Source organism: Paraflavitalea pollutisoli, from assembly GCF_029360705.1.
Taxonomy (GTDB): Bacteria; Bacteroidota; Bacteroidia; order Chitinophagales; family Chitinophagaceae; genus Paraflavitalea; species Paraflavitalea pollutisoli.
Genome location: NZ_JARKMX010000001.1, coordinates 910,512 through 936,046 on the forward strand (window position 1 = coordinate 910,512; position 25,535 = coordinate 936,046).

25 protein-coding genes and 1 pseudogene are annotated in these 25,535 nt (G+C 51.3%); 16 read left to right on the forward strand and 10 right to left on the reverse strand.

The window, feature by feature from the left end; all coding sequences use genetic code 11:
* Nucleotides 1–215 precede the first annotated feature (215 nt).
* Nucleotides 216–1,274, forward strand: a pseudogene (locus P2W70_RS03815) (metal-dependent hydrolase family protein).
* 80 nt (nucleotides 1,275–1,354) lie between these two features.
* On the opposite strand, the gene P2W70_RS03820 reads toward P2W70_RS03815, so the two are convergent.
* The 5 genes from P2W70_RS03820 to P2W70_RS03840 all read right to left on the reverse strand — a co-directional run bounded on the left by P2W70_RS03820 (nucleotide 1,355) and on the right by P2W70_RS03840 (nucleotide 6,646).
* Nucleotides 1,355–2,074 carry an RluA family pseudouridine synthase gene (locus P2W70_RS03820; RefSeq protein ID WP_276480095.1) on the reverse strand — a complete coding sequence of 240 codons (720 nt, stop codon included), beginning with the start codon at nucleotides 2,072–2,074 and terminating at the stop codon, nucleotides 1,355–1,357.
* Nucleotides 2,055–3,557: a pseudouridine synthase gene (locus P2W70_RS03825; RefSeq protein WP_276480096.1), complete on the reverse strand. Its 1,503-nt coding sequence runs from the start codon at nucleotides 3,555–3,557 to the stop codon at nucleotides 2,055–2,057. Before P2W70_RS03825 ends, P2W70_RS03820 begins: the two co-directional genes overlap by 20 nt.
* 122 nt (nucleotides 3,558–3,679) lie before the next feature.
* Complete coding sequence (gene rlmN, locus P2W70_RS03830; RefSeq protein WP_276480097.1) at nucleotides 3,680–4,732, reverse strand: dual-specificity RNA methyltransferase RlmN; 1,053 nt, start codon at nucleotides 4,730–4,732, stop codon at nucleotides 3,680–3,682.
* Between the two features lie 31 nt (nucleotides 4,733–4,763).
* On the reverse strand, nucleotides 4,764–6,167 hold the full coding sequence (locus P2W70_RS03835; protein ID WP_276480098.1) for an amidohydrolase family protein: 1,404 nt from the start codon (nucleotides 6,165–6,167) through the stop codon (nucleotides 4,764–4,766).
* Nucleotides 6,168–6,214: 47 nt separating this feature from the next.
* Nucleotides 6,215–6,646: a hypothetical protein gene (locus P2W70_RS03840; RefSeq protein WP_276480099.1), complete on the reverse strand. Its 432-nt coding sequence runs from the start codon at nucleotides 6,644–6,646 to the stop codon at nucleotides 6,215–6,217.
* Between the two features lie 183 nt (nucleotides 6,647–6,829).
* On the opposite strand from P2W70_RS03840, the gene P2W70_RS03845 reads away from it, so the two are divergent.
* The 3 genes from P2W70_RS03845 to P2W70_RS03855 are packed head-to-tail and all read left to right on the forward strand — an operon-like array spanning nucleotide 6,830 to nucleotide 9,089.
* Nucleotides 6,830–8,026: a thiolase family protein gene (locus P2W70_RS03845; protein WP_276480100.1), complete on the forward strand. Its 1,197-nt coding sequence runs from the start codon at nucleotides 6,830–6,832 to the stop codon at nucleotides 8,024–8,026.
* Nucleotides 8,027–8,082: 56 nt separating this feature from the next.
* Complete coding sequence (locus P2W70_RS03850) at nucleotides 8,083–8,631, forward strand: hypothetical protein (protein WP_276480101.1); 549 nt, start codon at nucleotides 8,083–8,085, stop codon at nucleotides 8,629–8,631.
* Nucleotides 8,632–8,636: 5 nt separating this feature from the next.
* Nucleotides 8,637–9,089, forward strand: coding sequence for a DinB family protein (locus tag P2W70_RS03855; RefSeq protein WP_276480102.1), 453 nt, complete (start codon nucleotides 8,637–8,639; stop codon nucleotides 9,087–9,089).
* 4 nt (nucleotides 9,090–9,093) lie between these two features.
* On the opposite strand, the gene P2W70_RS03860 is transcribed toward P2W70_RS03855, so the two are convergent.
* The 5 genes from P2W70_RS03860 to P2W70_RS03880 all read right to left on the reverse strand — a co-directional run bounded on the left by P2W70_RS03860 (nucleotide 9,094) and on the right by P2W70_RS03880 (nucleotide 14,934).
* The gene (locus P2W70_RS03860) at nucleotides 9,094–10,290 is read right to left on the reverse strand and encodes a hypothetical protein (protein ID WP_276480103.1); all 1,197 of its coding nucleotides are present in this window, start codon (nucleotides 10,288–10,290) and stop codon (nucleotides 9,094–9,096) included.
* Between the two features lie 21 nt (nucleotides 10,291–10,311).
* Nucleotides 10,312–10,953 (reverse strand): ATP-binding cassette domain-containing protein, encoded by a 642-nt coding sequence (locus tag P2W70_RS03865; protein WP_276480104.1) that lies wholly within the window; start codon nucleotides 10,951–10,953, stop codon nucleotides 10,312–10,314.
* Between the two features lie 107 nt (nucleotides 10,954–11,060).
* Nucleotides 11,061–12,692 carry a DUF4836 family protein gene (locus tag P2W70_RS03870; RefSeq protein ID WP_276480105.1) on the reverse strand — a complete coding sequence of 544 codons (1,632 nt, stop codon included), beginning with the start codon at nucleotides 12,690–12,692 and terminating at the stop codon, nucleotides 11,061–11,063.
* Between the two features lie 355 nt (nucleotides 12,693–13,047).
* Complete coding sequence (gene hisS, locus P2W70_RS03875; protein WP_276480106.1) at nucleotides 13,048–14,436, reverse strand: histidine--tRNA ligase; 1,389 nt, start codon at nucleotides 14,434–14,436, stop codon at nucleotides 13,048–13,050.
* Between the two features lie 30 nt (nucleotides 14,437–14,466).
* Nucleotides 14,467–14,934 (reverse strand): low molecular weight protein-tyrosine-phosphatase, encoded by a 468-nt coding sequence (locus P2W70_RS03880; protein WP_276480107.1) that lies wholly within the window; start codon nucleotides 14,932–14,934, stop codon nucleotides 14,467–14,469.
* 485 nt (nucleotides 14,935–15,419) lie between these two features.
* Between P2W70_RS03880 and P2W70_RS03885 the strand changes: the two genes are divergently transcribed.
* The 12 genes from P2W70_RS03885 (at nucleotide 15,420) to P2W70_RS03940 (ending at nucleotide 25,524) form a co-directional block, all read left to right on the forward strand.
* Complete coding sequence (locus tag P2W70_RS03885; RefSeq protein WP_276480108.1) at nucleotides 15,420–15,653, forward strand: energy transducer TonB; 234 nt, start codon at nucleotides 15,420–15,422, stop codon at nucleotides 15,651–15,653.
* Between the two features lie 118 nt (nucleotides 15,654–15,771).
* Nucleotides 15,772–16,023 (forward strand): hypothetical protein, encoded by a 252-nt coding sequence (locus P2W70_RS03890; RefSeq protein WP_276480109.1) that lies wholly within the window; start codon nucleotides 15,772–15,774, stop codon nucleotides 16,021–16,023.
* 180 nt (nucleotides 16,024–16,203) lie between these two features.
* On the forward strand, nucleotides 16,204–17,145 hold the full coding sequence (locus tag P2W70_RS03895; protein ID WP_276480110.1) for a PstS family phosphate ABC transporter substrate-binding protein: 942 nt from the start codon (nucleotides 16,204–16,206) through the stop codon (nucleotides 17,143–17,145).
* 55 nt (nucleotides 17,146–17,200) lie between these two features.
* Nucleotides 17,201–18,910, forward strand: a complete 1,710-nt coding sequence (locus P2W70_RS03900) for a tetratricopeptide repeat protein (protein WP_276480111.1) — start codon at nucleotides 17,201–17,203, stop codon at nucleotides 18,908–18,910.
* A gap of 147 nt (nucleotides 18,911–19,057) precedes the next feature.
* Nucleotides 19,058–19,462 (forward strand): NADH-quinone oxidoreductase subunit A, encoded by a 405-nt coding sequence (locus tag P2W70_RS03905; protein WP_276480112.1) that lies wholly within the window; start codon nucleotides 19,058–19,060, stop codon nucleotides 19,460–19,462.
* Between the two features lie 155 nt (nucleotides 19,463–19,617).
* Nucleotides 19,618–20,196, forward strand: a complete 579-nt coding sequence (locus P2W70_RS03910) for an NADH-quinone oxidoreductase subunit B (RefSeq protein WP_276480113.1) — start codon at nucleotides 19,618–19,620, stop codon at nucleotides 20,194–20,196.
* A 13-nt stretch (nucleotides 20,197–20,209) separates the two neighbouring features.
* A complete protein-coding gene (locus P2W70_RS03915; RefSeq protein WP_276480114.1) occupies nucleotides 20,210–20,728 on the forward strand; it encodes an NADH-quinone oxidoreductase subunit C in 519 nt (172 codons plus the stop codon).
* A gap of 51 nt (nucleotides 20,729–20,779) precedes the next feature.
* On the forward strand, nucleotides 20,780–22,015 hold the full coding sequence (locus P2W70_RS03920; protein ID WP_276480115.1) for an NADH-quinone oxidoreductase subunit D: 1,236 nt from the start codon (nucleotides 20,780–20,782) through the stop codon (nucleotides 22,013–22,015).
* A gap of 23 nt (nucleotides 22,016–22,038) precedes the next feature.
* Entirely contained in the window at nucleotides 22,039–22,536 is a 498-nt protein-coding gene (locus P2W70_RS03925; RefSeq protein WP_276480116.1) for an NADH-quinone oxidoreductase subunit NuoE family protein, read from the forward strand.
* A gap of 28 nt (nucleotides 22,537–22,564) precedes the next feature.
* Complete coding sequence (locus P2W70_RS03930; protein ID WP_276480117.1) at nucleotides 22,565–23,029, forward strand: copper resistance protein NlpE; 465 nt, start codon at nucleotides 22,565–22,567, stop codon at nucleotides 23,027–23,029.
* A 13-nt stretch (nucleotides 23,030–23,042) separates the two neighbouring features.
* Nucleotides 23,043–24,401 carry an NADH-quinone oxidoreductase subunit NuoF gene (gene nuoF / locus P2W70_RS03935; RefSeq protein ID WP_276480118.1) on the forward strand — a complete coding sequence of 453 codons (1,359 nt, stop codon included), beginning with the start codon at nucleotides 23,043–23,045 and terminating at the stop codon, nucleotides 24,399–24,401.
* A 43-nt stretch (nucleotides 24,402–24,444) separates the two neighbouring features.
* Nucleotides 24,445–25,524 carry an NADH-quinone oxidoreductase subunit G gene (locus tag P2W70_RS03940; RefSeq protein WP_276480119.1) on the forward strand — a complete coding sequence of 360 codons (1,080 nt, stop codon included), beginning with the start codon at nucleotides 24,445–24,447 and terminating at the stop codon, nucleotides 25,522–25,524.
* Nucleotides 25,525–25,535: the final 11 nt, after the last annotated feature.

The window sequence follows — 25,535 nt, forward strand, 5'->3', positions numbered from 1 at the left end:
GAAAACTACTGCTGCTGCTGGGCCTAACCATCCCGGTAGCCCTTTGCGCCCAGCGCACCCTGCTTCATTGCGGCCGCCTGGTCGATGTTACCAAAGGTCAGGTGCTCACCCAATACACCATCATCGTAGAAGGTAATAAGATCGCCGATGTACAAGCTGGCTATACCAAAGCCACCGGTACCGATAAAGTCATCGACCTCAAAGAAAAGACAGTGATGCCAGGCTTGATCGACTGTCACGTACACCTCGAAGATGAAACCACGCCCAGTCAGTACTTGCAGAAGATCACTTTCAATCCCTCCGATTACGCTTTCCAGTCAGTGGTATTTGCTAAGCGGACCCTGGCCATCGGGTTTACGACCGTTCGCGACCTGGGCGGCACAGGAGTAAATATTTCCCTGCGCAATGCTATCGCTAAGAAACTGATCGAAGGGCCGCGCATCGTAACGGCCGGCAGATCGATCGCTACCACGGGCGGACATGCCGATTTCACCAACGGTTACCGCAAAGACCTGATGTTCGATCTGGGACCTTTAGGCGGCGTCGTCAACGGGGCCGATGACTGTATGAAAGCAGTACGCCAACGTTATAAAGAAGGCTCAGACCTGATCAAGATCACCGCCTCCGGTGGCGTATTGAGCATGGCCAAGAGCGGTGAGAACCCCCAATTCACCGAAGAGGAGATCAAGGCCATCGTGTCAACCGCCAAAGACTACGGGTTTAAGGTGGCTGCCCATTGTCATGGCGCCGAAGCCATGAAGCGGGCCATCCGTGGTGGCGTCAGCAGCATTGAACATGGCACTTATATGGATGATGAAGTAATAGCACTCATGAAAAAACACGGCACCTATCACGTGCCAACGATCACGGCCGGTAAGTCGGTCGCTGACTCTGCTAAAAAGCCCGGCTAATACCACGACCTGGTAACCCCCAAGGCACTGGCCATTGGTCCCAAAATACAAGGCACTTTTGGCAAGGCCTATAAGGCAGGTGTGAAGATTGCCTTTGGTACCGATGCGGGTGTGTTTATGCATGGCAAGAACTGGATGGAATTTGTGTATATGACCGAGGCTGGCATGCCCGTGATCGAAGCCATTCAATCAGCTACAGTAGCGGCTGCCGACTTGCTGGGCATGAGTGAACTCGTGGGCAGCATCGAGAAAGGCAAGCTGGCCGATATCGTGGCCGTTGAAGGCGATCCTGTTAAAGATGTACAGGCGATGGGGAAAATGAAATTCGTGATGAAGGATGGGGTCGTGTACAAGAGCGAATAGCGATATGTTTCGAAAGCTATACAGCGAAAGGGCTATCTGCGGCGACGCAGATAGCCCTTACTATCAGTAAACTGACGTGATTATTTCTTCTTTCCCAGTTGCTGCACCAATGCCCGCATGTCTTTGGGCAAGGGCGCTTCTACCGTATAGGATTTGCCCTGTGCATCTTTGAAGAGCAGCCTCTCCGCATGCAGGCCCAGGCGACCCAGGATAGGGCGTTCTTCTTCTTCGCTGCGCGACAGGTTGTAGTTGCGCTTGAACGACGATACCAGGATCGGTGCGCCATCACCATACAGCGGGTCTACCACGATCGGGTGCCCCACGTGATGCATATGTACCCTGATCTGGTGGGTGCGGCCGGTATGGATACGAAAACGTACCAACGAGAACTTGCCAAACTCTTCTATTACCTCATAATCGGTAATCGACTGTTTGCCGCGTTGGTGGATCAGCATCTGGCCGCGGCGGGCCATGTTCTCGGCGATCGGTGCGTCGATGGTTTGTTGCTTGATCGGGGGTACACCCTGCACAATACCGAGGTAGTACTTCTCCACCGTTCTTTCCTCAAAAGCCTGTGACAGGAATTTGTGGGTGGTTTCGTCTTTGGCAAATACGATGATACCGCTGGTATCGCGGTCGAGGCGGTGTACCGTGAAGATCTGCTCGTACCGCTCCAGCAGCATCTGCTTCAGGGAGATCTCTTTGCCCTCACGGTCGGGAATACTCAACAGGCCCGATGGCTTGTTGAGTACAATGAACTGATCAGTTTCCAGTAATATTTCAGGAGATGTCTTTACCACGGGTAGCAGGTTTTTTGTTGGTGTACGAAGCATTGAGGAACTTCAGCAGGCGCACTTCTTTTTCACTCAGGAAACGCCAGCGGCCACGCTCTACGTTCTTTTTCGTCAGGTTGGCATACATCACCCGGTCGAGGTTGCGTACATCGTAACCCATGTGCTCGAAAATGCGGCGTACGATCCGGTTACGGCCACTGTGGATCTCGATACCGATCACACTTTTGTCTTTGGGATCGGCATAGGCCAGTACGTCGGGTGCTACGACACCGTCTTCCAGCGTAACACCGGCGAGGATGGTGTCGAAATCCTTTTTCGACAGGGGCTTATCCAGTTTCACCTCATAGATCTTCCTCACCTGGTAGCTGGGATGCGAAAGCTTTTGCGCCAGCTCGCCGTCATTCGTTAACAGCAATACACCGGTGGTGTTGCGGTCGAGGCGGCCGATGGGGTATACGCGTTCGGTAGTGGCGTTCTTGATGAGGTCCAACACCGTTCTACGTCCTTGCGGGTCGTCGGTAGTGGTGATGAAGTCTTTCGGTTTGTTGATCAGGATATACACCATCGTGCGGCGGATGGCGATGGGTTTGCCATTGACCGTCACCGTATCTGCTTCGCTGACTTTGGTACCAGGTTCTGTAACGACTACGTTATTCACCTTCACCAGACCCGATTTGATGATATCGGCCGATTCGCGGCGGCTGGAGATACCCGAGTGGGCCAGAAATTTATTCAGTGGAATGATGTCTGATTTTGCTTTGCCTTTGCCGGTAGCAAGTTCTGCTTTGGCGATGTTCTTGCCGCCTGCTGGTACTGCCTTAATGGTGCTGCCCTTGGCTGCAATGGCAGGGGTTGCTTTGGTAAGGCCTTTTTTGGCCGGGGTGATGCTTAATTCGCGTCCTTTGGCAAAAGGTTTGCGATCGCTGCCTGCTTTATCATAGCCTGTTTTAGCAGGAGCGCTTTTGGCAAAAGGCTTTTTGTCGCCGGCTTTCGCTGCGGGTCTGTCGCCACCAGTCTTGTTATAGGTGGTTTTTGCTCCTAAACCGCTGGGGCCGGCTGGTTTGGTACCAGCACCTTTGAAGGTTTTCTTAATGGGTGCAGGACGACCTCCTTCCATGTCTTCCAGGCGCTGGGCGACCTTATCGGCCTGCTTCTTTTTGCGCTCGTGATAGCTCATCACGTTGTAGCCTCTGTTGGCGGGTTTCTTGCCGGGGGTACGGGCTGCTGCTGCGCGGCCGCTTTCCCATTCGCCCTGGTCGTCCCCACCGGTCTTTCTACCAGCACCTTTGCGGTTGCGGGGATCATCGGCCTGCTGGGCACGATATTGAGCACGTTGTGCACGCGCCTCCGCTTTCTTCTGTTCGAAGTAGGCCTGCGTTTCTTTACGCACCACTTTCTTTTCCTGGCGGATCCTTTCTTTTTTCTGGGAGCCTGTTTCTTTTTGCTGGATGAATTTTCCGAATCCTGCGGCTGATTTTTTGCCCTTCATGATGGTAGTTTGCTGTTTTACAACAGTATGATTAAATATAGATACTAGTCAAAGGGCTATGCCCTTGTATGATTACTATTGCCTGGTGGCGATCTTTTATGGCGCCTCCTGCATCGATGGCTTTACAGAATTCCTTCCTTGTTGGCCAATTGGCCACAGGCTGCGTCGATGTCTTTACCGCGGCTTCTTCTCAGGCGTGCATTTACCCGGTTCTTCTCCAGGTAAGCCATGAAATTGTTCACCACGTTCTCTTCCGGTTTGCGGAAGGTAGCCATATCGATCGGGTTGTACTCGATGATATTGACCAGGTCGGCAGGCACCTGGCGATAGATCCTGATCAGTTCATCGGCATCTTTGAGGCTGTCGTTGAAATTGTTGAACAGGATGTATTCAAACGTGATCTCGTTCCCGGTCTTCTTATAGAAATAGTTCAATGACTCGATCAATGCCTGCAGGTTGTTGCTTTCATTGATGGGCATGATCTCATTACGCTTGATATCGTTGGCGGCGTGCAGTGACAGGGCGAGTTTGAAACGTACATCGTCGTCGCCCAGTTGCTTGATCTGCTTGGCCACGCCAGCCGTCGATACCGTAATGCGGCGGGGACTCATGCCCAGTCCGTCGGGTGAAGTGATGCGTTCGATCGACTTCAGCACATTGCGGTAGTTGAGCAGGGGTTCGCCCATACCCATGAATACGATATTGGTAAGCTTTTTCTGGTATACGCGTTCGCTCTGTTGGTTGATCAGTACGACCTGGTCGAAGATCTCATCGTAATCAAGATTTCGCTTACGGGCCATATAGCCGGTGGCGCAAAACTTACAGCTCAGCGAACAGCCGATCTGGCTCGATACGCAAGCCGTCTTACGTTCTTCGGCAGGTATCAATACGCCTTCCACCAGGTGACCGTCATGGGTCCTGAAGCGTGATTTGACCGTACCATCTGCGGAATACTGGGTAGCGTCTACTGTCAGTGCGGGCAAAGTGAAGTTATCGGCGAGTTTGGCGCGAAGGTCTTTACTGAGGTTGGTCATGGCATCGAATGATTGTGCTTGCTTCAGCCACAGCCATTCGTATACCTGTTTGGCCCTGAACTTCTTCTCCCCCAGTGTTTCAAAATAACCATTCAATTCCTCCAGCGTCAGGTGCCGGATATTTTTCGTCGCCGTTTTCATCGCTGCAAAGGTACTTTAACCCGGGCACATATTAGTTACCGGCGATCTTCCGGGCTTTCTGGAGCAGTCCGCTGACCGTTTCCGGGCCCAGAAACTTCCCTTTCAGCACCACCGCACTGATTTGTTTGGTGTTGGAAATCTGCTCTAAAGGGTTGGCTTTCAATATCACCAGGTCGGCAGCCTTGCCTTTTGCGACGGTGCCGGTCTCTTTTTCGAGGCCAAAGTACCGGGCGGGATTAAGGGTGGCGGTCTGGAGGGCTTCGGCCGGTGTAAGGCCACATTCGGTAAAGATGGCCAGTTCGTCGTGCAGGGAGAATCCGGGGAAGCAGTAGGGGTTGGGGGTGTCGGTACCCGCCAGGATGGGAATGCCAGCTTTGTGCAGTGCCGTAACCACCTTCTTCTTCAGGGCGTATTCAGCCTGCTGGCTCTGGAAGAATTCCGGTCCGGCGGTGCGGAGGCGGAAATCATTCTTAGGGTCCCACATATTCTTCATCATCGGCACGAGGTATACCTTCCGGGGATCATTGGTGAACGCGGTATCGTTGATATAGGCGATACCGCGGTTGACCGTCATGGTAGGGCATACATAGCTGTCATATTGTTTCAGGGCCTTGATGCCATCGGTCAGTTTTTGTTCGTTGAAGGTCCGTTGCAGCATGGCGCGGCGGGCGAGGCTGTTGGGATAACGTACCGTGTCTTTGATGGTGCCAAGGACCAGCGAATAATAATAGTCGCTGCTGTCGGAGGCCATCTCCAGGAAACCATACAGGTGTTCAGTACTTTTCTGTCCGGCTTTGGCGGCGTCCAGCAGGCGCACTTTATTGGGCACATGGCCGGCGAAAACGATGCCTTGTTTTTTACTCTCGTCTGCAATGGCGGCAAAGACGTCTGGCTCCAGTAACGAATAGACTTTGATGAAGTCCACCTTGAGGGTGTTCTTCAGGGAGTCGACCACCTTGCGGCCGCGGGCGGCGTCGCCTACTGCAACACTACCGGGCCAGATGGGTTTGGGACCGTCCACGATTGGACCGGCATAATAACCGCGGGGCACCAGCTCGCCAGCGGTAAGGCCCTGCGTGCGCCATTTATCGGCCATAAAGGGTTGTTCAAACATGCCACGGATGCCGGTTACGCCATTGGCGATGAAGAGGGCAAAGAAGTAGTCCGGGGCCCAGACATGGGTATGCATATCCCAGAGGCCGGGGATGAGGTATTGACCTTTGCAGTCGACGACGCTGTCGCCGGCGGCTGGCTTGAAGCTGGTGGCTTTGCTGATGGTGCTGATGCGGTCGCCGCTGATGACGACGGTTTGGGCAGGTTGAATGCTGCCTTTCTCTACATCTACGACGTTGATCTGGTGTAAGACGATCCTTTTCTCCTGGGCAGTGGCAAAAAGGGATAGGAACAGGAAGGCTGATAAGGTGATTATTCTCATGGCGGTTGTTTGGTCCTTGAAGATAAGCATATCGAAACGGATGACCGTTATTTCCTGGTAAAGGTCATGGCTATCCACTGTACTACCGAGTCGGTTCTGGAACAATAAGCGAGGGTTAACTGGTGATCGGTGAGACTGCGTATATAACTGGTGTCCGCTTCCTGCCATAATTCGCCCTTGATGTAGGCGAAGGTCAGCAGCATCGAATCGCCGGCAGCTAACCTGAATGCAGCCGTGTCACGTTGGTTCGGCATATACCGGTACAGCAGGTTATGCTTGCTGAAGTCGTAGGTAGAGCCGAGCGGCAACAGGGCTACTCTACCCGTAGGCATGCTGAGCGCACTGTCATAAAAGATCTCGCCCGAACTAAATTGCCACTTATGATGCAGACGGGAGTCGGCTACCTGGTCTTTGAGGCTGTTGCAGGCCACGCCGATGAGTAGGAAAGGCAGTAAAGCAATGTGTAGTGTTAATTTCATAAAAGAGGTTTAATGGAACCAAATATACTCCATCGGGAACCGCTCTTTCGCCCGTTGTGGAGCCATAGCCTTGTTAATTGTTATACCGTTAACAGGTGACTCACCCGGCCGAAACGGGTCAATAGTGTGACTGCCCAATGCCAATCCCAATTTCATTATCTTGCCGGCTTATCTGCTTAAAATATGAAACCTGTATATGTGATCGATGCTGTGCGTACCCCTATTGGAAAATATGGTGGAACCCTCAGCACTATCCGTCCTGACGATCTGCTGGCCCATGTGATACGATCTTTGGTTACCCGCAATGCGGCTATCGATATCAACGCCATCGAAGATGTGATTGCCGGCGATGCCAACCAGGCCGGTGAAGACAACCGCAACGTAGCCCGCATGGCGGCGCTGCTGGCGGGCCTACCCGTTACCGTAGCGGGTAATACAGTCAACCGCCTTTGCGCTTCGGGCCTGCAAGCCATCATGGATGCAGCGCGCGCCATCATGTGCAATGAAGGCGACCTGTACATTGCCGGTGGCGTTGAAAGTATGACACGTGCCCCCTTCGTGATGGCCAAGGCGGCCAGCGGCTGGAGCCGGCAAACAGAAGTACACGACAGCACCATCGGCTGGCGCTTTGTTAATAAGAAACTCACCGATCAATACTATCCCTACTCCATGGGCGAAACCGCCGAGAATGTGGCGAAGCAATGGGGCATCGGCCGGGAGGAGCAGGATGTGTTTGCACTCAGCAGCCAGGTGAAGTATTTCGCTGCGCTGGAGAAGGGGCTTTGGAAACAAGAGATCAGCGGGGTAGAGATACTGGGTGGTAAGAATGAAAAGATCTACCTCGAAACAGATGAGGCTCCCCGTAAGACTTCGCTCGATAAACTGGCGGCATTGCGCCCTGCTTTTATCAAAGAAGGTACTGTTACTGCTGGCAACTCATCCGGTATCAACGATGGCGCGGCTGCCTTGCTGCTGGCCAGTGAAGAAGCCGTTAAACGATACAACCTGCAGCCGATGGCGCTTATCCGTTCGTTGGCCGTGGCCGGGGTTGATCCAGCTATCATGGGCATTGGTCCGGTACCTGCTTCGCGCAAGGCTTTGCAACGTGCCGGTATCACAGTCAATGACCTGGACCTGGTAGAGCTTAACGAGGCGTTTGCCGCACAATCCATTGCCTGTATGCGCGACCTGGAGCTCGATCCTGCCCGGGTGAATGTCAATGGTGGATCCATTGCCATTGGTCATCCATTGGGTTGCAGTGGGGCACGCATCTCGGCTACCTTACTGCACGAAATGAAACGCCGGGATGTGAAGCGCGGGCTTGCTTCCATGTGCGTAGGGGTGGGGCAGGGGGCTGCCATCGTTTACGAAGGCCTGTAGCGTATACCAAGGATAGGGACTGCGGCGTTAGAGGATTGCACCCAACGCAACACCATATGGCCGAACATCAACTGAATACCGTTTTTTACAAGAACCAGCGCTATGCTGCGGGTAAACTGGTGTTGTATATGGTATTTGCCGTGGTCTTCTTTTTTATCGCACTGGGCAATACCTGGCTGATGGTGATCTGGGCCTTATCCCTGCTGATACCACCCCTTATTGCCGCGGTGAAGCGAAAATCCATTTTTAATCTCCGTTACTGGGATGACCGGCCCCTGGTGATCACACCCGAATTTATTCGCATCGGTGCCGAGCAATTCGACTTTACCGATATTCAAACGGTGGCCATCTACCTGGGTGGTTATAAAGGATTCCGGCACTATCGGGGTAGTCAGGATACGCCGGTGAATGGAGACGATAACGTGTTGGCATTCCGTCATCAGGGCAAGACGCGGAGCGTTGAGTTCTTCATCCGCGATTTCCACAGTTATGTGACCATCTGCCATATTATCGATGTCTGGAAAAACAGTGGCAAATCTTTTGTATTGAAAGAGGCATTTTCCCGGGATTATATCCGGCAGCAAATGCACCTTCATCAAAATTAGAAGATATGGCTGTAGAACAAGTTGTCATCGGACTTACTGCACACATCAACAACATTCCCTTTCGCTATAGCGAGATCGATCACGAGGTATTGCTGGAGCGCCCGGCTCCCGGCAAATGGTCGAGAAAGGAGATCCTGGGCCACCTGATCGATTCGGCCATCAACAACCTCAAGCGATTTGTGGATGTACAGGCGCAACCACAGCCGTATACGATACAGTCTTACCGGCAAGACGACCTGGTGATCATCAACCGCTACCAGGATCTTCCGCTCGATCACCTGTTGCATGTGTGGAAGTCACTCAACCAACAGATCGTATACGTGATCAGCGCCATTCCCGCCGATAAACTCGCTTACCAGGTCATCACCTCTGCCGGTGAGCACCAGACCCTCGAATGGCTTGTCATCGATTACCTCGATCATATGGAACATCATTGGCGGCAGGTGTTTGGGGAGTAACCCGTCACGCCATCCTGTACAACAATCGCTTCACCATCCGGTAGTTGGTGAATAGCGACAAGGCGATCAGGAAACCGGCCGTGGCAAATACACTCCAGTGCAGCCAGGTAGTGAGCTCCTCGCGATCGTACATGGCAAAGTGGTGAAAGGCCCACTGCATCAACTGCGTCGCGGCTACAGCAAACAATACCACCAGAATATAGACCGGAATAAATCGCCTTGCTACATTGGTACTTAGCCAATTGGGTGAGTAACCCAGCATCAGCAACAACTGCAGGTTGTCTTTGCTCCGGGCAATCATCAATTGCAGGTAAAAGGAGAATAACATCAACGCCAGTATTACCACCAGCAAGCCAAATATCCCGAGCCCACTAAAGATGCCTTGCAATACCTGCTTCACCCGGCCAAATTTCGTCTTGTCCTTATTGACCTTATAATGCTTCTCGGTGAGGTAATTGAGGAAGTCCGGACTGTTGGCGTCCTTTGTCTTTACATATAGCCGGGAAGCGCGGAGTTCCTTCGTAGTTGCAAAACGCTGGTTGGCCCAGTTGAGGAAGGTTTTGGGAACGATGATCGAGTTGATGCGATCGCTCAAGGCCACAACCCGCCCGCGAAAAGTAGCCCGGTTGCCATCGGGGTAATAACAGATCAATTGCAAACCCAGGTTGGTAGCCGTCGACTCGGAGATCTGTGGCAGCCCATAGCTGGGCGCAAATACATTGTAGATCTCGAGGAAGTCGGAGGCGATAATGATGGGCACCACTTCATCGCCTTCCTGCCAATGGAAGGTAGGTGGTACTGTATCGATAAACGTGTCATCGAGTGACTCTACAAAGAAGTCCGTTACAAAGGGTACCAGTGACCCGCCACTCAGCTGAAACCGGAAATTGTTGGCCAGCAAAGGCGACACCCCACTCACAAAGGGCTTGCCTTCCAGATCTTTGATGTCCGCTTCGGTAAACAGGTTTTTCTCCAGTTGCCCCATCGTTTCGTCGGTGATGGTCTTCGATATCGAGATGAAATCATGTCCATCTTTGCGCGGTGAATCGCCACCCAGCAATTGCTGGATGTTGATGTACATCTGTATCGAACAAAGCAGCAACAGTACGCCGATGCCCAGGCCGATATACGAGAACCAGCGGGAGGCAGCATTGGTGCCTGTTTGCAGTAGCGGCTTTATGGGCTGAAAGGATAATGCCACAGTGTAGGTTTTTCTAATGATCTATAAATGATACAAACGTTGCCAGGGGAAAAAGTCGATCCGCTCCAGGTCGGCAAATAAAATACCTGCCCCGCGTGCGGCGGCTTCTTCCAGCATCAATTCCATCGCCTTTTTCGAATTGTTGTCGTCGAGGTGGCTGAAGGGCTCATCCAGCAGCAGGAAATCGAATGGCTGCAGCAAAGCACGAATAATGGCTACCCGTTGTTGCTCTCCATACGAACAGATGCGGCTCTTGACCGATAGCTTGCTACCGATGCCCAGGCGCTCGGCCATCTCGGTGATCTTCTCCGGACCATGGTAGGGATTCAGTTGTCGCTTGAGCTCGAGGTTATCGCGTACGCTCTGCTCGGGAAAAAGGCGCAGGTCCTGGAATACGATGCTGACATGGTCTTTGCGGTAACGGGCAAAATCTTCTACCGAATAGCCGTGCAGGTCCTGGCCGTTGTACAACAACTTGCCGTTGTACTCGTTGCGCAGTCCATAGAGGAAATGCGTCAGCGATGACTTGCCGCTACCCGAAGGCGCCACGATCTTGATGTACTCACCCTTGTTGAAGGTGAGTTGCTTGCCCCATATTTCCGATTGGTGCCGGCGGCTTTCTTCGAAATAGGTGGGCAATACTTCCTGTAGGGTTATAGTCATGAGGAACCAAAAATAATCGATTGGTGATAATAATCCGGTAGTCAGGCATTAAGGTATCAACAAAAAAAGGCAGGGGGTTAGCCCTGCCTTTTTCGTATAAGTTGTGCTTAGAACGAGAAGGTCCTGCCGCTATTGCCCTGCGCCGCCATCTTGTCGATGTATTGGTTCAGTTGTTTCAGGCTGTTCACGCTCTTGTTGACGAGGTTGATCTCGAAGTGGCCGGTTACCGATCCACCGCTATAGCCATTGCCGGTAGCGATCACATCTTCCCACATGTTTACCGACTCTGTCAGGTAAGCTTTGGTGGTGCTATCAGTGGCCGGTGTGGCATTGTCCCAGGTGGTGAGGATCTTCTTCAGGTCTACATAGAAACCAACAGGATGGCCTGCCAGTTTGCCGATGGCGGCATGCTTGTTCTTCGCGTCGCCGGCGAGGAACTTGTTGACCTGGTCTACCGAATTGCCCAGGGCAAACCACTTATCATTCAGTGAGTAAGTGATGGGGAAGGTGCTGTCGCCGCTCCAGCCACCTGTTTGTTCTTTTACCACACTCACCAGCTTTTCGAATGCTGCCTTATCATTGATCGAGGTAGCAAACAACACATTGACCTTGGGGTTGTTCTTGGTATAGGTATATGGTGTACCACCTTCCTCATAGCTGGGAATGGAGCGTTGTTCGGTTGTCAATGTGAAGTCGGAAGCCGCTATCAGCAGATCGCCTTTATTGGCTTTTACGAACTCGTCGAGACTATAACCTACTTTGCCCAGGCCCCCATTGGCCATGCCTTCAAAGCCAGCCACTTTCAGGAATTCGCGAAGACCATCTGGTGGATAGTTGAAAGACATAACACCTACCAGGTTCTCGGAAGGCAGGCGGGAAAGGATGTCGGCGTCGATATCTTTCATTTTGTATTTGCTGAGCAGCTTGCCCATTTCTTCGTTGTAATAGCTGGTCGATTTGGCATCGATCTTACCATTTTCGAAGCTGAGGGTGAAGGCTGAAATATTGCCTTTGATCAGGTCACTGATCTTGGTGGCAGACAGTACGTCTCCCATCAGATCGCCGGTGAAGTTGTCGGAGCTGACCCAAACGTGCACGTCACCTGGTTCCTTCAGCAACTTGTTGAAGCGGTCATCACTGGTGAGGCTGGCCGAAGACTTCAGGTCATACAGTGATTTGGCGAAGTTGATGAGGGTGTCGACATGAATTTTGGGAGTGCCTTGCTCTTCACCGTCCGGTGAAAATTTGTAGGCATCTGGCATAGGGATCGCAAACAGCGAAATGAAGCGGTTGCCCTTCCAGGTCGTGATCGATTTTTCGTCGCTTTGAAACACCGAGATATCACCTACGGTAGTCTTTTTACCTTCAGGCTTGATCTGTTTGTTGAGGCCTTCGAAGGCAGCTACATCCTTGATCTCGCCTTCAAATACAGTGTACATGGTACGTCCCTGCTTCTTGACAAAGAATACCAGGTCGGCCTGCATGTTGATGCCTGTTTTATCGGGATTGTCCAGCAGTTGCTTGGCCAGGGAGTCTTCCGATTGGGCACTCACTTTCTTGAACCATTGCGTTGACTGGATTTCCTGCCAGCTCAGTTTCGAGCTCAGCGAGGCTGTATTGATATGAAATACGAACCCGGCGTCTTTAGGAATAGCGACCGCCGATTTATCGCTGCTGCTACAGGAGCTGATCAACACAAAAGCTACTGCGAGCAGGCTAAGGAAGGAAGTACGTTGCATAAAGGGTTTTTTATCAACCTCAAATAAACAACATATTGCCCGTATTTGCCAGCGGAAATAAACCAATGGTCCAAAATAACCAGTCAGGTGAGGCAAAGTCCTGATGGATTGCCAGGGGCCTGGACGGTAACGGGTAGCGCCAGGGGCGTCGCTGGTGGCCGTTTCAGTGCTTTAGCAGCTCGTACAGGGGTGACCGGGTGGCTTTGGCCCTGGCAGGCCAGTTTTTCCGGATTTCGACGATCCGGGTAACCTGTAACGTACGGATAAAGAGAGCGGGGCGCCATCTGCAGGCAGGTTACCTGCCCGTCGGATAACGTCCCGCCAAAGTATAGTCGGTGCTGACGTAAAAGGCTACCTAAAGTCCTGAAACGGCTTCCTGGAGGCTTTCCCAGCTCACTTCCTGCTGCTCGCCCTTGCCCAGGTGCTTGACCATGCAGGTACGGTTTTCCAGCTCTTTGGTACCCAGGATCACGGCAAAGGGAATGTGCTTTTTATCAGCGTATTTGAACTGTTTGTCGAATTTGGCCTGCTCATGGTACAGCTCGCAGCAGATGCCGTTGTTGCGCAGTTGCTGCATCAGGCTAAAGGCCGCTTTGCTTTCGGCCGTCCCCAGGTTGAAGAACAATACCTGCGTGCCGGTTTGCACCTCCTGTGGGAACAGTTGCAGTTCTTCCAGCACATCGTAAATGCGATCTACCCCAAAGGATATACCTACGCCCGGAATGTTAGGAACGCCAAAGAGGCCGGTGAGGTCATCATAACGACCGCCGCCGCCAATGCTGCCCATTTGCACGCCGAGGGCCTTTACTTCGAAGATGATGCCCGTGTAATAGTTCAGACCCCGCGCCAGGGTAAAGTCGACTACGAGGGGAGAAGGGGCCGTTTGATCACCCTGCACCAACTCGGCAAACTGGCTGATGACAAATTCCAACTCTTCGATGCCTATGGCGCCGGTGGGCAGGCTGCCTACCAGTTCCTTCAGCTTGTTGAGCTTTTCGGTATTGGTGCCGTCGATGGCGAGGTATTGGGCGATGATGGCGATCTGGTGTTCATCGAGGCCGCGTGTCTGCAACTCTTCCTTCACTTTCTCCAGTCCGATCTTGTCGAGCTTGTCGATGGCCACGGTAATATCGACCATCTTATCGCTGCCGCCGCAAGCTTCGGCCAGGGCTGCGAGTATCTTACGGCTGTTGATCTTGATTTCTACATTGACTCCCAGCTTGCTGAATACCTGCCAGTAAATGGCGGATAACTCTACTTCATTGAGCAGGCCATTGCTGCCGACCACATCGGCGTCGCACTGGTAGAACTCGCGGTAGCGACCTTTTTGCGGACGATCTGCCCGCCATACCGGTTGTATCTGGTAACGCTTGAAGGGCAAGGTGAGGGTTTGGTGGTTCATGGCTACATAGCGGGCAAAGGGAATCGTCAGGTCATATTTCAGGGCGCGCTCGGTAAGGTCCTTGTCGTTTTTGCCAGACAATACCTTTTCGAAAGCGGCTTTCGCTTTTTCACTATTCTTGGCGTCGCTAAGACCGTTGTTGAGGATCTTGAAGATCAACTTATCTCCCTCCTCTCCATACTTGCCCATGAGGGTGTCGAGGTTTTCCATGGCAGGTGTTTCGAGGGGCTGAAAGCCGTACAGCTCGAAGGTGCTGCGGATGGTATTGAGGATATACTGACGTTTGCGAACTACTTCCGGTCCAAAGTCTCTGGTGCCTTGCGGCAATGATGGCTTGCTCATATTGTGCTTAAAAAGTCTCTGGTATGATGATTACTGGTTATTGCTGGTGTATTGGGCGATTATACGGTCGCAGGCTTCGTCGATCATCTTGTACACCTCATGGTAGCCTGGTTCCGTACCGTACCAGGGATCGGGTACGTCGAGGTCGCGGCCGGGGTGCAGTTCGTTCATCAGCAGGTCGACCTTGCCGGCCTGGAAATGCTGTTTGGCGAGCCCTTTCATTTCATCCACTACGTCTACAGCCATGGCGTAGATCTTGTCGTATTGGGCAAAATCTGCCCCGCTAAAGCGACGTGCGCGCTGCTGGCTGATGTCCACCCCATTGAGCAGGGCTACTTTCTGCGACAGTCGATGCGGTGCTTCTCCCACGTGGTACCCATTGGTACCGGCGCTGTCGACCGTCCAATCGAGCCCAGCCTGCTGGGCTTTGTGCTGTAAAATTCCTTCTGCCAGGGGGCTTCGGCAGATATTCCCCAGGCAGACCATTAAGATCTTCATAGGGCAAAGATAATCAGGCCGGGGCAGGTTTGGGGCAGGGGGCCGGAATAGGTGGGCGGGCTGGGGATGATTGGCTTGTTCATGGCACGGCCCAGGGCTGGGTTTGCTTCGAGCCTTCTTCGCCCCTTGTTCGGGACTTCTTCGGGAAATACCGGGCAATTACCAATGAAAACACGAAGAATTCCCGAAGAAAAGAACAAGAAGAGGCTGTTTTTGCGTGGGTTGCTGCTGGGGCTGGCACGAGCAGGGAGATGGCTACGGGGCAGTATGAACCGTGCTTTCCCGCCGCTGCCTGGCGGAACCCACCCCGTAGCCGTGTCAAGCGGATGGGGGATTGGCTTTACCGATTTGTTAAAGTCGGTCCTTCTACCGGGGAATGTTTTATGGATTTTATCCAGGGGAAGCATCTTATAGACAGACTTGCGCAAGTCATGCTGAAACACTCGTAACCAACCGATTACTAATTCCTGGGCAAGCACCTGCGGGTGCCGGAGGAAAAGCTGGAAATCGGCCAACGTGTAAAGGTTCCGGTACGCTTTGTGGTCGGCAGGGATGGTCAGGTGTCGCACGTGGAGTTTTTAGCAGCAGCCGATGAAGCTTTCAAAAAGGAAGTATTGCGGGTGCTGGCAAAAATACCCCGCTTTATTCCGGGATGGCAGGGAGGAAAAAATGTATCCGTTTATTTTTCGATACCCATCATTTTTCAGGTGGAAGAATAGCGGATTTAGATATATGTTTTTGATCAGGTGATGACATTAATTTTTGGGTAAAATAATACCCGCGATTTTCAATTGGCGGTTATTTCTTATCTTGCCCGAACCCATTTTAAATAATCGGATGGCAACAGAATCAGAAGAAAGAAGACAGGAAGAGAACAGGCGTAAAGCCATCAGTTCGAGGAGAACAGTAGCAGACTATGGTATGGGATTAATTTATACCGCGATGGGCGCATTTTTTATGTTCTCGGATAAAATGGGTGTAGAGCTGGAGTTTCCCCCCAAGCCATTCAACTACGTATTCGGAGGATTGTGTTTGTTGTATGGTGGGTTCAGAATTTATAGGGGCTATAAGAAAAACTATTTCCGTTGATCCGGAGATCCAATCATTAAATCCAATCACCTTAATTCTGTAAATACCATTTTCGGTAAGGTATTTGAAAGATTCTACACCGGTTATCAGCCGATCTTTTTCCAAATTGGAAATCGGGCTTTGAAACGGGCCGTTGAGCAATCTTTCACACCTGAAGGGAAAAGAAAAATAATCTGGGAAATGAAACGCAAGTGGATGATTAAGAGTCTCAATAAGTTCTTTGCAGGAGTGATCGTAGTGGCTGTACTGGCCATGATCGGTTGTGGTGACAACGCTACCCGTACGTACAGCGATACACTGACCAGTGGTACGATCCACATCAGTGCCGATGAAGCCTTTAAACCGGTGATCGATTCACAGATCAAGGTCTTTGAATCACAGCGGCCTGATGCTAAGATCATTGTCGAGTACAAACCGGAAGCAGAGTGCCTGCGTGACCTCAACAATGATAGTACACGGATGGTGATCGTGACCCGTCCGTTGACGGATGAGGAAGCAAAGACACTGGCAACAAAATTGTCTTATACACCTACCTGGGGAATGATGGCCTACGATGCCATCGCGGTGATCGTGAACAACCAGGTACGCGATACCCTTTTTACGATGCAGGACATACGCGGCATGGTAAAAGGCATCAGCGGGTACAAATACAAGGTATTGCTCGATGGTACCACGGCCACCAGTACAGTACGATTTGTAGTCGATTCGTTACTCAGGGGGCAGCCGATGGGCGCCAATGTAGTAGCGGCCAACAGCAGCGAAGGAGTGATTGACTATATTTCGAATAATACAGATGCGATCGGTTTGATCGGGGTGAGCTGGATTGGCGATAAAGATGATTCTACGCAGCAGAATTTCCTGAAAAAGGTAAAAATTGCTGATATAGAATGTAAAGGATGTAATGGACAGTATGTCAAGCCGGTACAGGCCAATATTGCAATGAACCGTTACCCGATGATCCGCCCGCTGTATTATATTTTAAAAGAAAATTATGAAGGGCTTGGCAGCGGATTTAAGAATTTTCTCGTCAATCCGGATAAGGGACAGAAGATATTTTACCGTTCTTATCTGTTGCCATCGAGAGTGACGTATGATCTAAGACCAATGCAAATCTCAGAATAAAACAACCTTAAAGGATTCCGTACATTTAACAACTCTAAAATCAGCAATCGAGAAGATGAAAAGATCATTCATTTTATTAGTAGCAATGGTTGTCACGGGAGGCAACATCCTTTTTGCCCAGAACGTGGAGCAGGGCAGAAAGTTTTTCTATTATGAGCGGTGGAAAAGTGCGCAGGAACAATTTGAAAAAGTGCTTGCCGCCAATCCCAACAACATCGATGCTGTTTACTGGTTAGGGCAAACCCTGCTGGAGCAGAAAGACTCCATAGGTGCTAAGAACCTGTATGAGAAGGCCCTGCAACAGAATGGCAATGCGCCCCTGCTGCTGGCTGGTATCGGACAGATCGAGCTGATGCAAGGTAAACCCAATGATGCACGGCAGCGCTTTGAAACGGCGATCAGCCTTACCAAAGGAAAGGATATAGAAGCGCTGAATGCTGTGGGCCGCGCCAATGTGGAAGCAAGAACCGGGGATGCCAACTACGCCATCGAGAAGCTGAACCTGGCTACGCAGGTGAAGAATTTTAAAGATCCCGAAACCTACCTGCTGATGGGTGACGCTTACCGCAAGCTCATCGACGGTGGTAATGCGGTACAGTCTTACAACAAGGCATTTGGCCTCGACGCAAAGCTGGCGGCTGCCAAGTACAAAACTGGTAAAGTATACCTCACGCAAGGTAATAAAGAGGTGTTCCTGCCTAATTTTGAAGAAGCGGTAGCTATTGATCCAGCTTATACGCCCGCTTACTATGAACTGTTTTACTATTGGTATTTCAGGGATGTAAACAAAGCATCGCCTTACCTGGACAAGTATATTGCCAATGCTGATCAGGGGCCTGAAATGGAATATCTGAAGACAGATTTCCTGTATGCCTCTGGTAAAACTGCCGAAGCGCGTACCAAGGCGGAGAGCCTTATCGCTCAGTATAGCGACAAAGTATCTCCCCGTATGTATCGCCTGATAGCTTTTGCGGCAGATACGCTGGGTGATGCACCTGCTGCCAAAAAAGCGATGGAAACCTTCTTCACGAAAGCCAATGACGAAACTCCAGTACTCGGCACCGACTACGAAGAGCTGGCCAAGATCAACTCCAAGATCCCCGGACAGGAAGCTGAGGTGTTTGCCAACCTGGAAAAAGCTGTAGCACTGGATACTGTGGTAGAGAACAAGATCAAGTTTATCAATAAGGCCGCTGCCCTGGCAAAAGCCAAAGGCGACCGTGCCCAGGAAGCCAACTGGCTGGGCCGTGCTTATGCACTGGATCCCAATCCTTCGCAGACCGACCTGTACAACTATGCCATGGCCAACTACCAGGCAAAGCTGTATCCCAAAGCCGACAGTCTCTTTTGTGGTGTGTATCAAACAAAGTATCCCGACCAGATCTATGGCTACCTCTGGTGCGCCAAGACCAAGCAAGCCATGGATGATTCGACCAATTCACAAGGACTGGCGGTTGACGCTTATAAACTGTTACGGGACAAAGCAACCCAGCTTGATTCTGTTAAGTTCAAGTCACAAATCGTCAATGCCGATATCTGGCTGGCTATCTGGTACCATGACGTGAAGAAGGAAAAGCAAACAGCGCTTGATTATGTAAATCATGTGCTGTCCATCGACCCTGCCAACGCTTCTGCTCTGCAAATGAAGCCCATCATGGAGAAGTCGCTGAAGCAAGGATCGGCTCCTGCGCAGCCAGCTACCAAACCCAAACCCGGCGGTAACGCTGCTGGTTCAGGCGGTGGTAATAAGGCAAGCGGCAAATAACGAAACGGTAACATAAAACGTATTTCCATAGATAAATCCCTGTTATTGTGATAACAGGGATTTTTTTATTTTATTGAATTTGAAGTTTCAAAATTGGAAATTGCGGATGCTGTATTACTTTTGCCGATAAACAAAAACGGGTTTTTGATGATGTACCTGTTGCAAGTTTCAGCCGTTGCCCAGAATCCGGACAACTCTTTCTGGTATTTTGCTATCGGCCTACAACTCCTATTCGCTGTCGTATTCGTGGGCGCCATGATGGGCGTAACGCACTGGCTCGGTCCCAAACGTAACACTTCCGACAAGCTGGCCAACTTTGCCAGCGGTATCAAGAGCCATGGTGATGCACGTCAACCAATGGCCATCAAGTACTTCCTGGTAGCTATCCTCTTCGTTCTGTTCGATGTAGAAGTGATCTTCTTCTATCCGTACGCCGTCAACTTCAGGGATCTGGGTTGGAATGGATTCATGGCAGTACTCATGTTTATCGGATTTTTCCTTTGCGGGTTCATATATATTATTAAGAAAGGAGCGTTAACCTGGGAAGATTAAAAGCATATTAATCCTGCCAGGCGGGATCAATATAGTTACTTTGACTTTTGTTATTATCGGGTGACAGTGAAGGCGAAAGCCAGGCAGTGTTATTGCTGCAATCATTAGCAACAGATAAGAACAAAACCCGGTTATTCACTCAAAAAAGAGATCGTATGCCACGTCCAGTTCAATATAACATTTACGGTAAGACCGACGTCAAGTTGGTCAAAGAAGGGCCTGAAGGCTATGGCGGTGAAGGATTTTTTGCCACCAGCCTCGAACAGGTCGTTGGTTTGGCAAGAAAGAACTCCCTCTGGCCATTACCTTTCGCTACCTCCTGCTGCGGTATTGAGTTCATGGCTACTATGGCTGCTCACTATGACCTGGCCCGGTTTGGCGCTGAAAGGGTAGGGTTCTCCCCCCGTCAGTGTGACCTGCTCATGGTAATGGGCACCATTGCCAAGAAAATGGCCCCCGTGGTAAAACAGGTGTACCTGCAAATGGCCGAGCCCCGTTGGGTGCTGGCAATGGGCGCCTGTGCCTCCAGTGGCGGTATTTTTGACACTTACAGCGTTTTACAGGGTATCGACCAGATCATCCCTGTCGATGTATATGTACCCGGTTGCCCGCCCCGCCCCGAAGCTGTCCTAGATGGTTTCATGCGCGTGCAGGACCTGGTAGGCAAGGAAGAGCTGCGCAGACGTAACAGTCCGCGTTATAAGCAGTTGATGGAAAGTTATGGTATCCAATAGAATAGCAACACCCATGGCACTGACCTACGAACATATCAAGCAAAGACTGGTAGAAAAATTTGGCGAACAGGTTACAGGTTTTAACGAACCCTATGGTATGCTGACCTTTGAAGCGCCGAAAGAGCTGAACCTGAAAGTGCTGCAGTTCCTGTACGACGACGCGACACTGCAATTCCGCTTCCTGACCGACCTGCAGGCTGTACACTATCCCGATGATGCCGGCCGTGAACTGGCTGTTGTCTACCACCTGCACAACCTCACCGACAACGTCCGCCTCCGTTTCAAGATATTCACCGACATTACCCGTCCCGATGTATACAGCGCTACTGCCTTGTACGCATCGGCCAACTGGATGGAAAGAGAAACCTACGACTTCTTTGGGGTCAACTTCGTTGGTCACCCCAACCTGAAGCGCGTACTCAATGTCGATGAAATGGACTACTTCCCCATGCGGAAGGAGTTCCCGCTGGAAGACCAGACGCGTATCGACAAAGATGATGAAATGTTTGGCAGAGGTGGTTCGATCCAATAAAGCATTTGCCGGCATCGTTTGCCGGTTCACGATAAAATAAACAGGACAGTAATGTCTGACGTAATACAACATTCAAATATCCGACTGCCGGAAGGCTCTATCGAGAAGCAAACCACCACGTTGAACCTGGGGCCTACACACCCCGCTACGCATGGTGTATTTCAAAACATTCTCGAACTGGATGGTGAACGCATTATCTCTGCCGAGCAGACCGTGGGGTATATCCACCGCGCGTTTGAAAAGCTCGCCGAGCGCCGCCCCCTCTACCAGATCACTACCCTCACCGACCGGTTGAACTATTGCTCTTCTCCGATCAACAACATGGGTTGGCACCTGACCTGCGAAAAGCTCCTGGGCGTTTCGACCCCCAAGCGTGTCGATTACATGCGGGTGATCGTGATGGAGCTGGCCCGTATTTCGGACCACCTGATCTGTAACTCTATCGTGGGTGTGGACAGTGGCGCCTTCACCGGGTTCCTGTACGTGATGCAATACCGTGAGCTGATCTATGAGATCTATGAAGAGATCTGTGGATCACGTCTTACTACCAATATGGGCCGTATCGGCGGTTTCGAAAGAAACTTTACCGCTACCGCCTGGGAGAAGCTGGAGAAATTCATGCGTGAGTATCCCGCCGTGTTGAAGGAGTTTGAGAACCTTTTCAACCGTAACCGCATTTTCATGGAGCGTCTCATTGGGGCGGGTCCTATCAGTGCCGAAAGAGCCCTGAACTATGGCTTCACAGGTCCCAACCTGCGTGCCGCCGGTGTGGATTACGATGTACGTGTTCATAGCCCCTACAGCAGCTATGAGGATTTCAACTTCGAGATCCCGGTAGGATCTACCGGTGACTGTTATGACCGCTTCCTGGTACGTAACCAGGAGATGTGGCAATCGCTTAGCATCATCGAACAGGCTTACAAGAAGATACAGGAATTCAAAGGCAAGGAATCGGAGATATTCCATGCTGATGTACCCGAATATTATTTGCCCGAGAAGAAGGACGTATACACGAAGATGGAAGCGCTGATCTGGCACTTCAAGATCGTGATGGGAGAGATCGATATTCCCAAAGGGGAATTATACTTCCCGGTAGAAGGTGGTAATGGAGAGCTGGGCTTTTACCTGATCAGCGATGGTGGCCGCACGCCTTACCGCCTGCACTTCCGTCGCCCCTGCTTCATCTATTACCAGGCTTATGAAGAGCTGACGAAAGGAGCGATGCTCAGCGATGCGATCATCGTGATGAGTAGTCTGAACCTGATCGCCGGAGAATTAGACGCATAACTATCAAATTTTCGAATTGTAATATGGCTTTTACAGCAGACAAACTACAGAAAGTACAGGAGATCATTGCCCGCTACCCCGACGGCAAGCAGAAAAGTGCGTTGATACCTGTATTGCACCTGGCGCAGGAAGAGCATGGTGGTTGGCTGAGCTCAGAAACGATGGACTATGTTGCCTCGTTGCTGAAGATCGAGCCGATCGAAGTGTATGAGGTGGCTACTTTCTATAGTATGTACAACCTGAAACCTGTCGGTCGCTATCTTTTTGAAGTGTGCCAGACGGGCCCCTGTATGTTGAATGGCAGTGACCAGATCATTGACTATATCAAAGAAAAACTGAACATTGGTGTAGGTGAAACTACTGCCGATGGGCTGTTTACCCTCAAAACCGTAGAATGCCTTGGAGCCTGTGGCTACGCGCCGATGATGCAATTGGGCAAACATTATCGCGAGCACCTGACCAGGGACAAAGTAGATCAGATCATTGCTGAATGCCGTGCCAAGGCATCGTCGATGAATTGATCGCCTGCTTTGCACTCAATTCTACGTTATGAAAATACTTAGTTCTTTATCTATTGTCGCATTACTCGCTGTTTCCTGTGCCGATGAAAACGCTGGCAAGACCAATGAGGACGCCAAAGGATTCGATACGGCTGCCAAAGTCCAAAATCCGGATTCCCTGGCTACGGCCGCACCTCCATTGATCAGCGCTGTCTATTCGGGCGTATTGCCTTGTGCAGATTGTGAAGGGCAGGAGGTGATCCTCACCCTGATGAGCGATTCATCGTACCGGAAACGAACTTTATATGCGGGTAAGAAAGCCAGTGGTCCCGGCAGCAACGAGTTTACCGATACCGGCAAATGGGTGATGCAGGGCGATACCCTGGTACTGGATATAAAAAATGCTCCCGGCCGTTATGTGAAAGAGCCCGAAAGCCTGATACAGCTCGATCAAAAGGGCCAACGTATCACCGGGAAGCTGGCAGATAAGTACGTGTTGAAAAAAACACACTAATTCAAATCAAGCAATGGGCAGAAAATTATTATTAGAGAAAGCACACGTTGAAGGGATACGTACCTACGAGGTTTACCGTCGTGAGGGAGGTTATGCCAGTGTTGAAAAAGCGCTGAAGACCATGAGCCCCGACCAGGTGACGGAAGAAGTGAAGAAGAGCGGCCTGAGGGGTCGTGGTGGCGCCGGTTTCCCAGCCGGTATGAAGTGGAGCTTTCTTGCCAAACCCGAAGGTGTGCCCCGTTACCTCGTGTGCAATGCCGATGAATCGGAGCCCGGTACATTCAAAGACCGGTACCTCATGGAGTTCATCCCCCACTTGCTGATCGAAGGGCTGATCGTGGCATCTTATGCCCTCGGTTCCAACAGAACTTACATCTACATCCGTGGTGAATACGCCTGGATCGTCGACATACTCGAAACGGCCATTGCCGAAGCAAACGCCAACGGCTGGCTCGGCAAGAATATATTCGGTTCCGGTTTCGACTTACAGATCTATGTACAGCGTGGTGCCGGGGCTTATATCTGCGGTGAAGAAACAGCCCTGATCGAGTCGCTGGAAGGCAAGCGTGGTAATCCCCGCATCAAACCACCATTCCCCGCGGTTAAAGGGGTGTGGGACTGCCCTACGGTGGTGAACAACGTAGAAACGCTCGCTGCGGTAGTACCCATCATCAACCTGGGTGGCGAAGAATACGCGAAGATCGGCGTTGGCAAATCGACCGGTACCAAACTGATCTCTGCCTGTGGCAACATCAACAAGCCCGGCGTGTATGAGATCGACATGACCATTTCTGTAGAAGAATTCATCTACAGTGACGAATACTGCGGAGGTATCCCCAATGGCAAAAGGCTGAAAGCCTGTATCCCCGGCGGATCTTCTGTACCCATTCTGCCTGCCAACCTGCTGTTCAAAACAGCCAAGGGCGACACGCGGATCATGAACTACGAAAGCCTGTCGGACGGTGGTTTTGCGACCGGCACCATGATGGGTAGTGGTGGTTTCATCGTGCTCGACGAAGACCAGTGCGTAGTACGTCATACCCTCACGCTGGCCCGATTCTACCGTCACGAAAGCTGCGGACAGTGTTCGCCCTGCCGGGAAGGTACCGGTTGGATGGAAAAAATCCTGAAGAACATCGAAACGGGCAAAGGAAAGATGAGCGATATCGACCTGCTCTGGGATATCCAGCGCAAGATCGAAGGCAATACCATCTGTCCGCTGGGTGATGCTGCTGCATGGCCCGTGGCTGCTGCCCTCCGCCATTTCCGGGACGAATTCGAATGGCATGTACTGAACCCGGTAGAAAGTCAGCAGCGCAATTTCGGACTGGCACATTACGCCGATCCGAGACCCGTACCTGCTACAGCGTAAGCGATAACAGAACAGAACTATATAGCGGTTAAGAAATAATATTATGGCCGAAGAAAAGAAATTATTCAAGGTTACTATTGATAACATCACCATTGATGTGGAGCCAGGAACATCTATCCTGAATGCAGCGCGTATGATTGGCGGTGATGTTGCCCCCCCGGCAATGTGTTATTATAGTAAACTGAAAGGCAGTGGTGGTAAATGCCGTACCTGCCTGGTGGAAGTAGCCGCCGGCTCTACCGCCGACCCCCGTCCGATGCCCAAGCTGGTAGCCAGCTGCCGTACCAATGTCATGGACGGCATGATCGTCAAGAACATTACCAGCGAACGTGTGATCGATGCGCGCAATGGGGTAGTAGAATTTCTGCTGCTCAATCACCCGCTCGATTGCCCCATCTGTGACCAGGCCGGTGAGTGCCACCTGCAAGACCTCAGCTACGATCACGGTAAAGAAGGTACCCGGTACGAATTTGGCCGCCGTACTTTCGAGAAACATGATCTGGGTCCCTATATCCAGCTGCACATGACGCGTTGCATTCTTTGCTACCGTTGCGTGTTTACCGCCGATCAGCTCACCAACAAACGTGTACATGGCGTACTGGATCGCGGCGACCATGCCGAGATCGCTACCTATATCGAGAAATCACTGGATAACGACTTTATCGGCAACGTCATCGACGTGTGTCCGGTAGGAGCCCTTACCGATAAGACCTTCCGGTTCAAGAACCGTGTATGGTTCCTGAAGCCGGTTGATGCGCACCGCGATTGTCCCAAATGTTCCGGTAAGGTAACCCTTTGGAACCGCGGTGATGAAGTGTTCCGGGTAACGGCCCGCAAAGATCAGTGGGGAGAGGTGAATGACTGGATCTGTAATGAATGTCGTTTCGAAAAGAAGGCGACCAGCGATTGGGTGATCGAAGGACCTACGCAGGTAAGCCGCCAGTCTGTGATCTCACAAGGCCATTATGTGGGCCTGCACAAACCCAAGGAAACGCTTGTAGAAGTACTGGATGGACAAAAGCCGAGGTTGTTGATGGACATCCATGATGTCAGTGAGGTGAATAAGCCAACGGTCGATCTGTCGAAGATTGCCGGTCCGGCCCATTCGGATGATTTTAAATAGTGAGGAGGAGT

Excerpts from the sequence above, each read along its gene's own strand:
- rlmN (WP_276480097.1), bottom strand. The coding sequence starts at position 4,732 with ATGAAAACGGCGACGAAAAATATCCGGCACCTGACGCTGGAGGAATTG.
- P2W70_RS03930 (WP_276480117.1), top strand. The coding sequence starts at position 22,565 with ATGAAAATACTTAGTTCTTTATCTATTGTCGCATTACTCGCTGTTTCC.
- P2W70_RS03900 (WP_276480111.1), top strand. The coding sequence starts at position 17,201 with ATGAAAAGATCATTCATTTTATTAGTAGCAATGGTTGTCACGGGAGGC.
- P2W70_RS03835 (WP_276480098.1), bottom strand. The coding sequence starts at position 6,167 with ATGAGAATAATCACCTTATCAGCCTTCCTGTTCCTATCCCTTTTTGCC.
- P2W70_RS03825 (WP_276480096.1), bottom strand. The coding sequence starts at position 3,557 with ATGAAGGGCAAAAAATCAGCCGCAGGATTCGGAAAATTCATCCAGCAA.
- P2W70_RS03865 (WP_276480104.1), bottom strand. The coding sequence starts at position 10,953 with ATGACTATAACCCTACAGGAAGTATTGCCCACCTATTTCGAAGAAAGC.
- P2W70_RS03850 (WP_276480101.1), top strand. The coding sequence starts at position 8,083 with ATGGCCGAACATCAACTGAATACCGTTTTTTACAAGAACCAGCGCTAT.
- P2W70_RS03920 (WP_276480115.1), top strand. The coding sequence starts at position 20,780 with ATGTCTGACGTAATACAACATTCAAATATCCGACTGCCGGAAGGCTCT.
- P2W70_RS03880 (WP_276480107.1), bottom strand. The coding sequence starts at position 14,934 with ATGAAGATCTTAATGGTCTGCCTGGGGAATATCTGCCGAAGCCCCCTG.
- hisS (WP_276480106.1), bottom strand. The coding sequence starts at position 14,436 with ATGAGCAAGCCATCATTGCCGCAAGGCACCAGAGACTTTGGACCGGAA.
- P2W70_RS03895 (WP_276480110.1), top strand. The coding sequence starts at position 16,204 with ATGAAACGCAAGTGGATGATTAAGAGTCTCAATAAGTTCTTTGCAGGA.
- P2W70_RS03890 (WP_276480109.1), top strand. The coding sequence starts at position 15,772 with ATGGCAACAGAATCAGAAGAAAGAAGACAGGAAGAGAACAGGCGTAAA.
- P2W70_RS03845 (WP_276480100.1), top strand. The coding sequence starts at position 6,830 with ATGAAACCTGTATATGTGATCGATGCTGTGCGTACCCCTATTGGAAAA.
- P2W70_RS03840 (WP_276480099.1), bottom strand. The coding sequence starts at position 6,646 with ATGAAATTAACACTACACATTGCTTTACTGCCTTTCCTACTCATCGGC.
- nuoF (WP_276480118.1), top strand. The coding sequence starts at position 23,043 with ATGGGCAGAAAATTATTATTAGAGAAAGCACACGTTGAAGGGATACGT.
- P2W70_RS03940 (WP_276480119.1), top strand. The coding sequence starts at position 24,445 with ATGGCCGAAGAAAAGAAATTATTCAAGGTTACTATTGATAACATCACC.
- P2W70_RS03910 (WP_276480113.1), top strand. The coding sequence starts at position 19,618 with ATGCCACGTCCAGTTCAATATAACATTTACGGTAAGACCGACGTCAAG.
- P2W70_RS03905 (WP_276480112.1), top strand. The coding sequence starts at position 19,058 with ATGATGTACCTGTTGCAAGTTTCAGCCGTTGCCCAGAATCCGGACAAC.
- P2W70_RS03870 (WP_276480105.1), bottom strand. The coding sequence starts at position 12,692 with ATGCAACGTACTTCCTTCCTTAGCCTGCTCGCAGTAGCTTTTGTGTTG.
- P2W70_RS03915 (WP_276480114.1), top strand. The coding sequence starts at position 20,210 with ATGGCACTGACCTACGAACATATCAAGCAAAGACTGGTAGAAAAATTT.
- P2W70_RS03925 (WP_276480116.1), top strand. The coding sequence starts at position 22,039 with ATGGCTTTTACAGCAGACAAACTACAGAAAGTACAGGAGATCATTGCC.
- P2W70_RS03855 (WP_276480102.1), top strand. The coding sequence starts at position 8,637 with ATGGCTGTAGAACAAGTTGTCATCGGACTTACTGCACACATCAACAAC.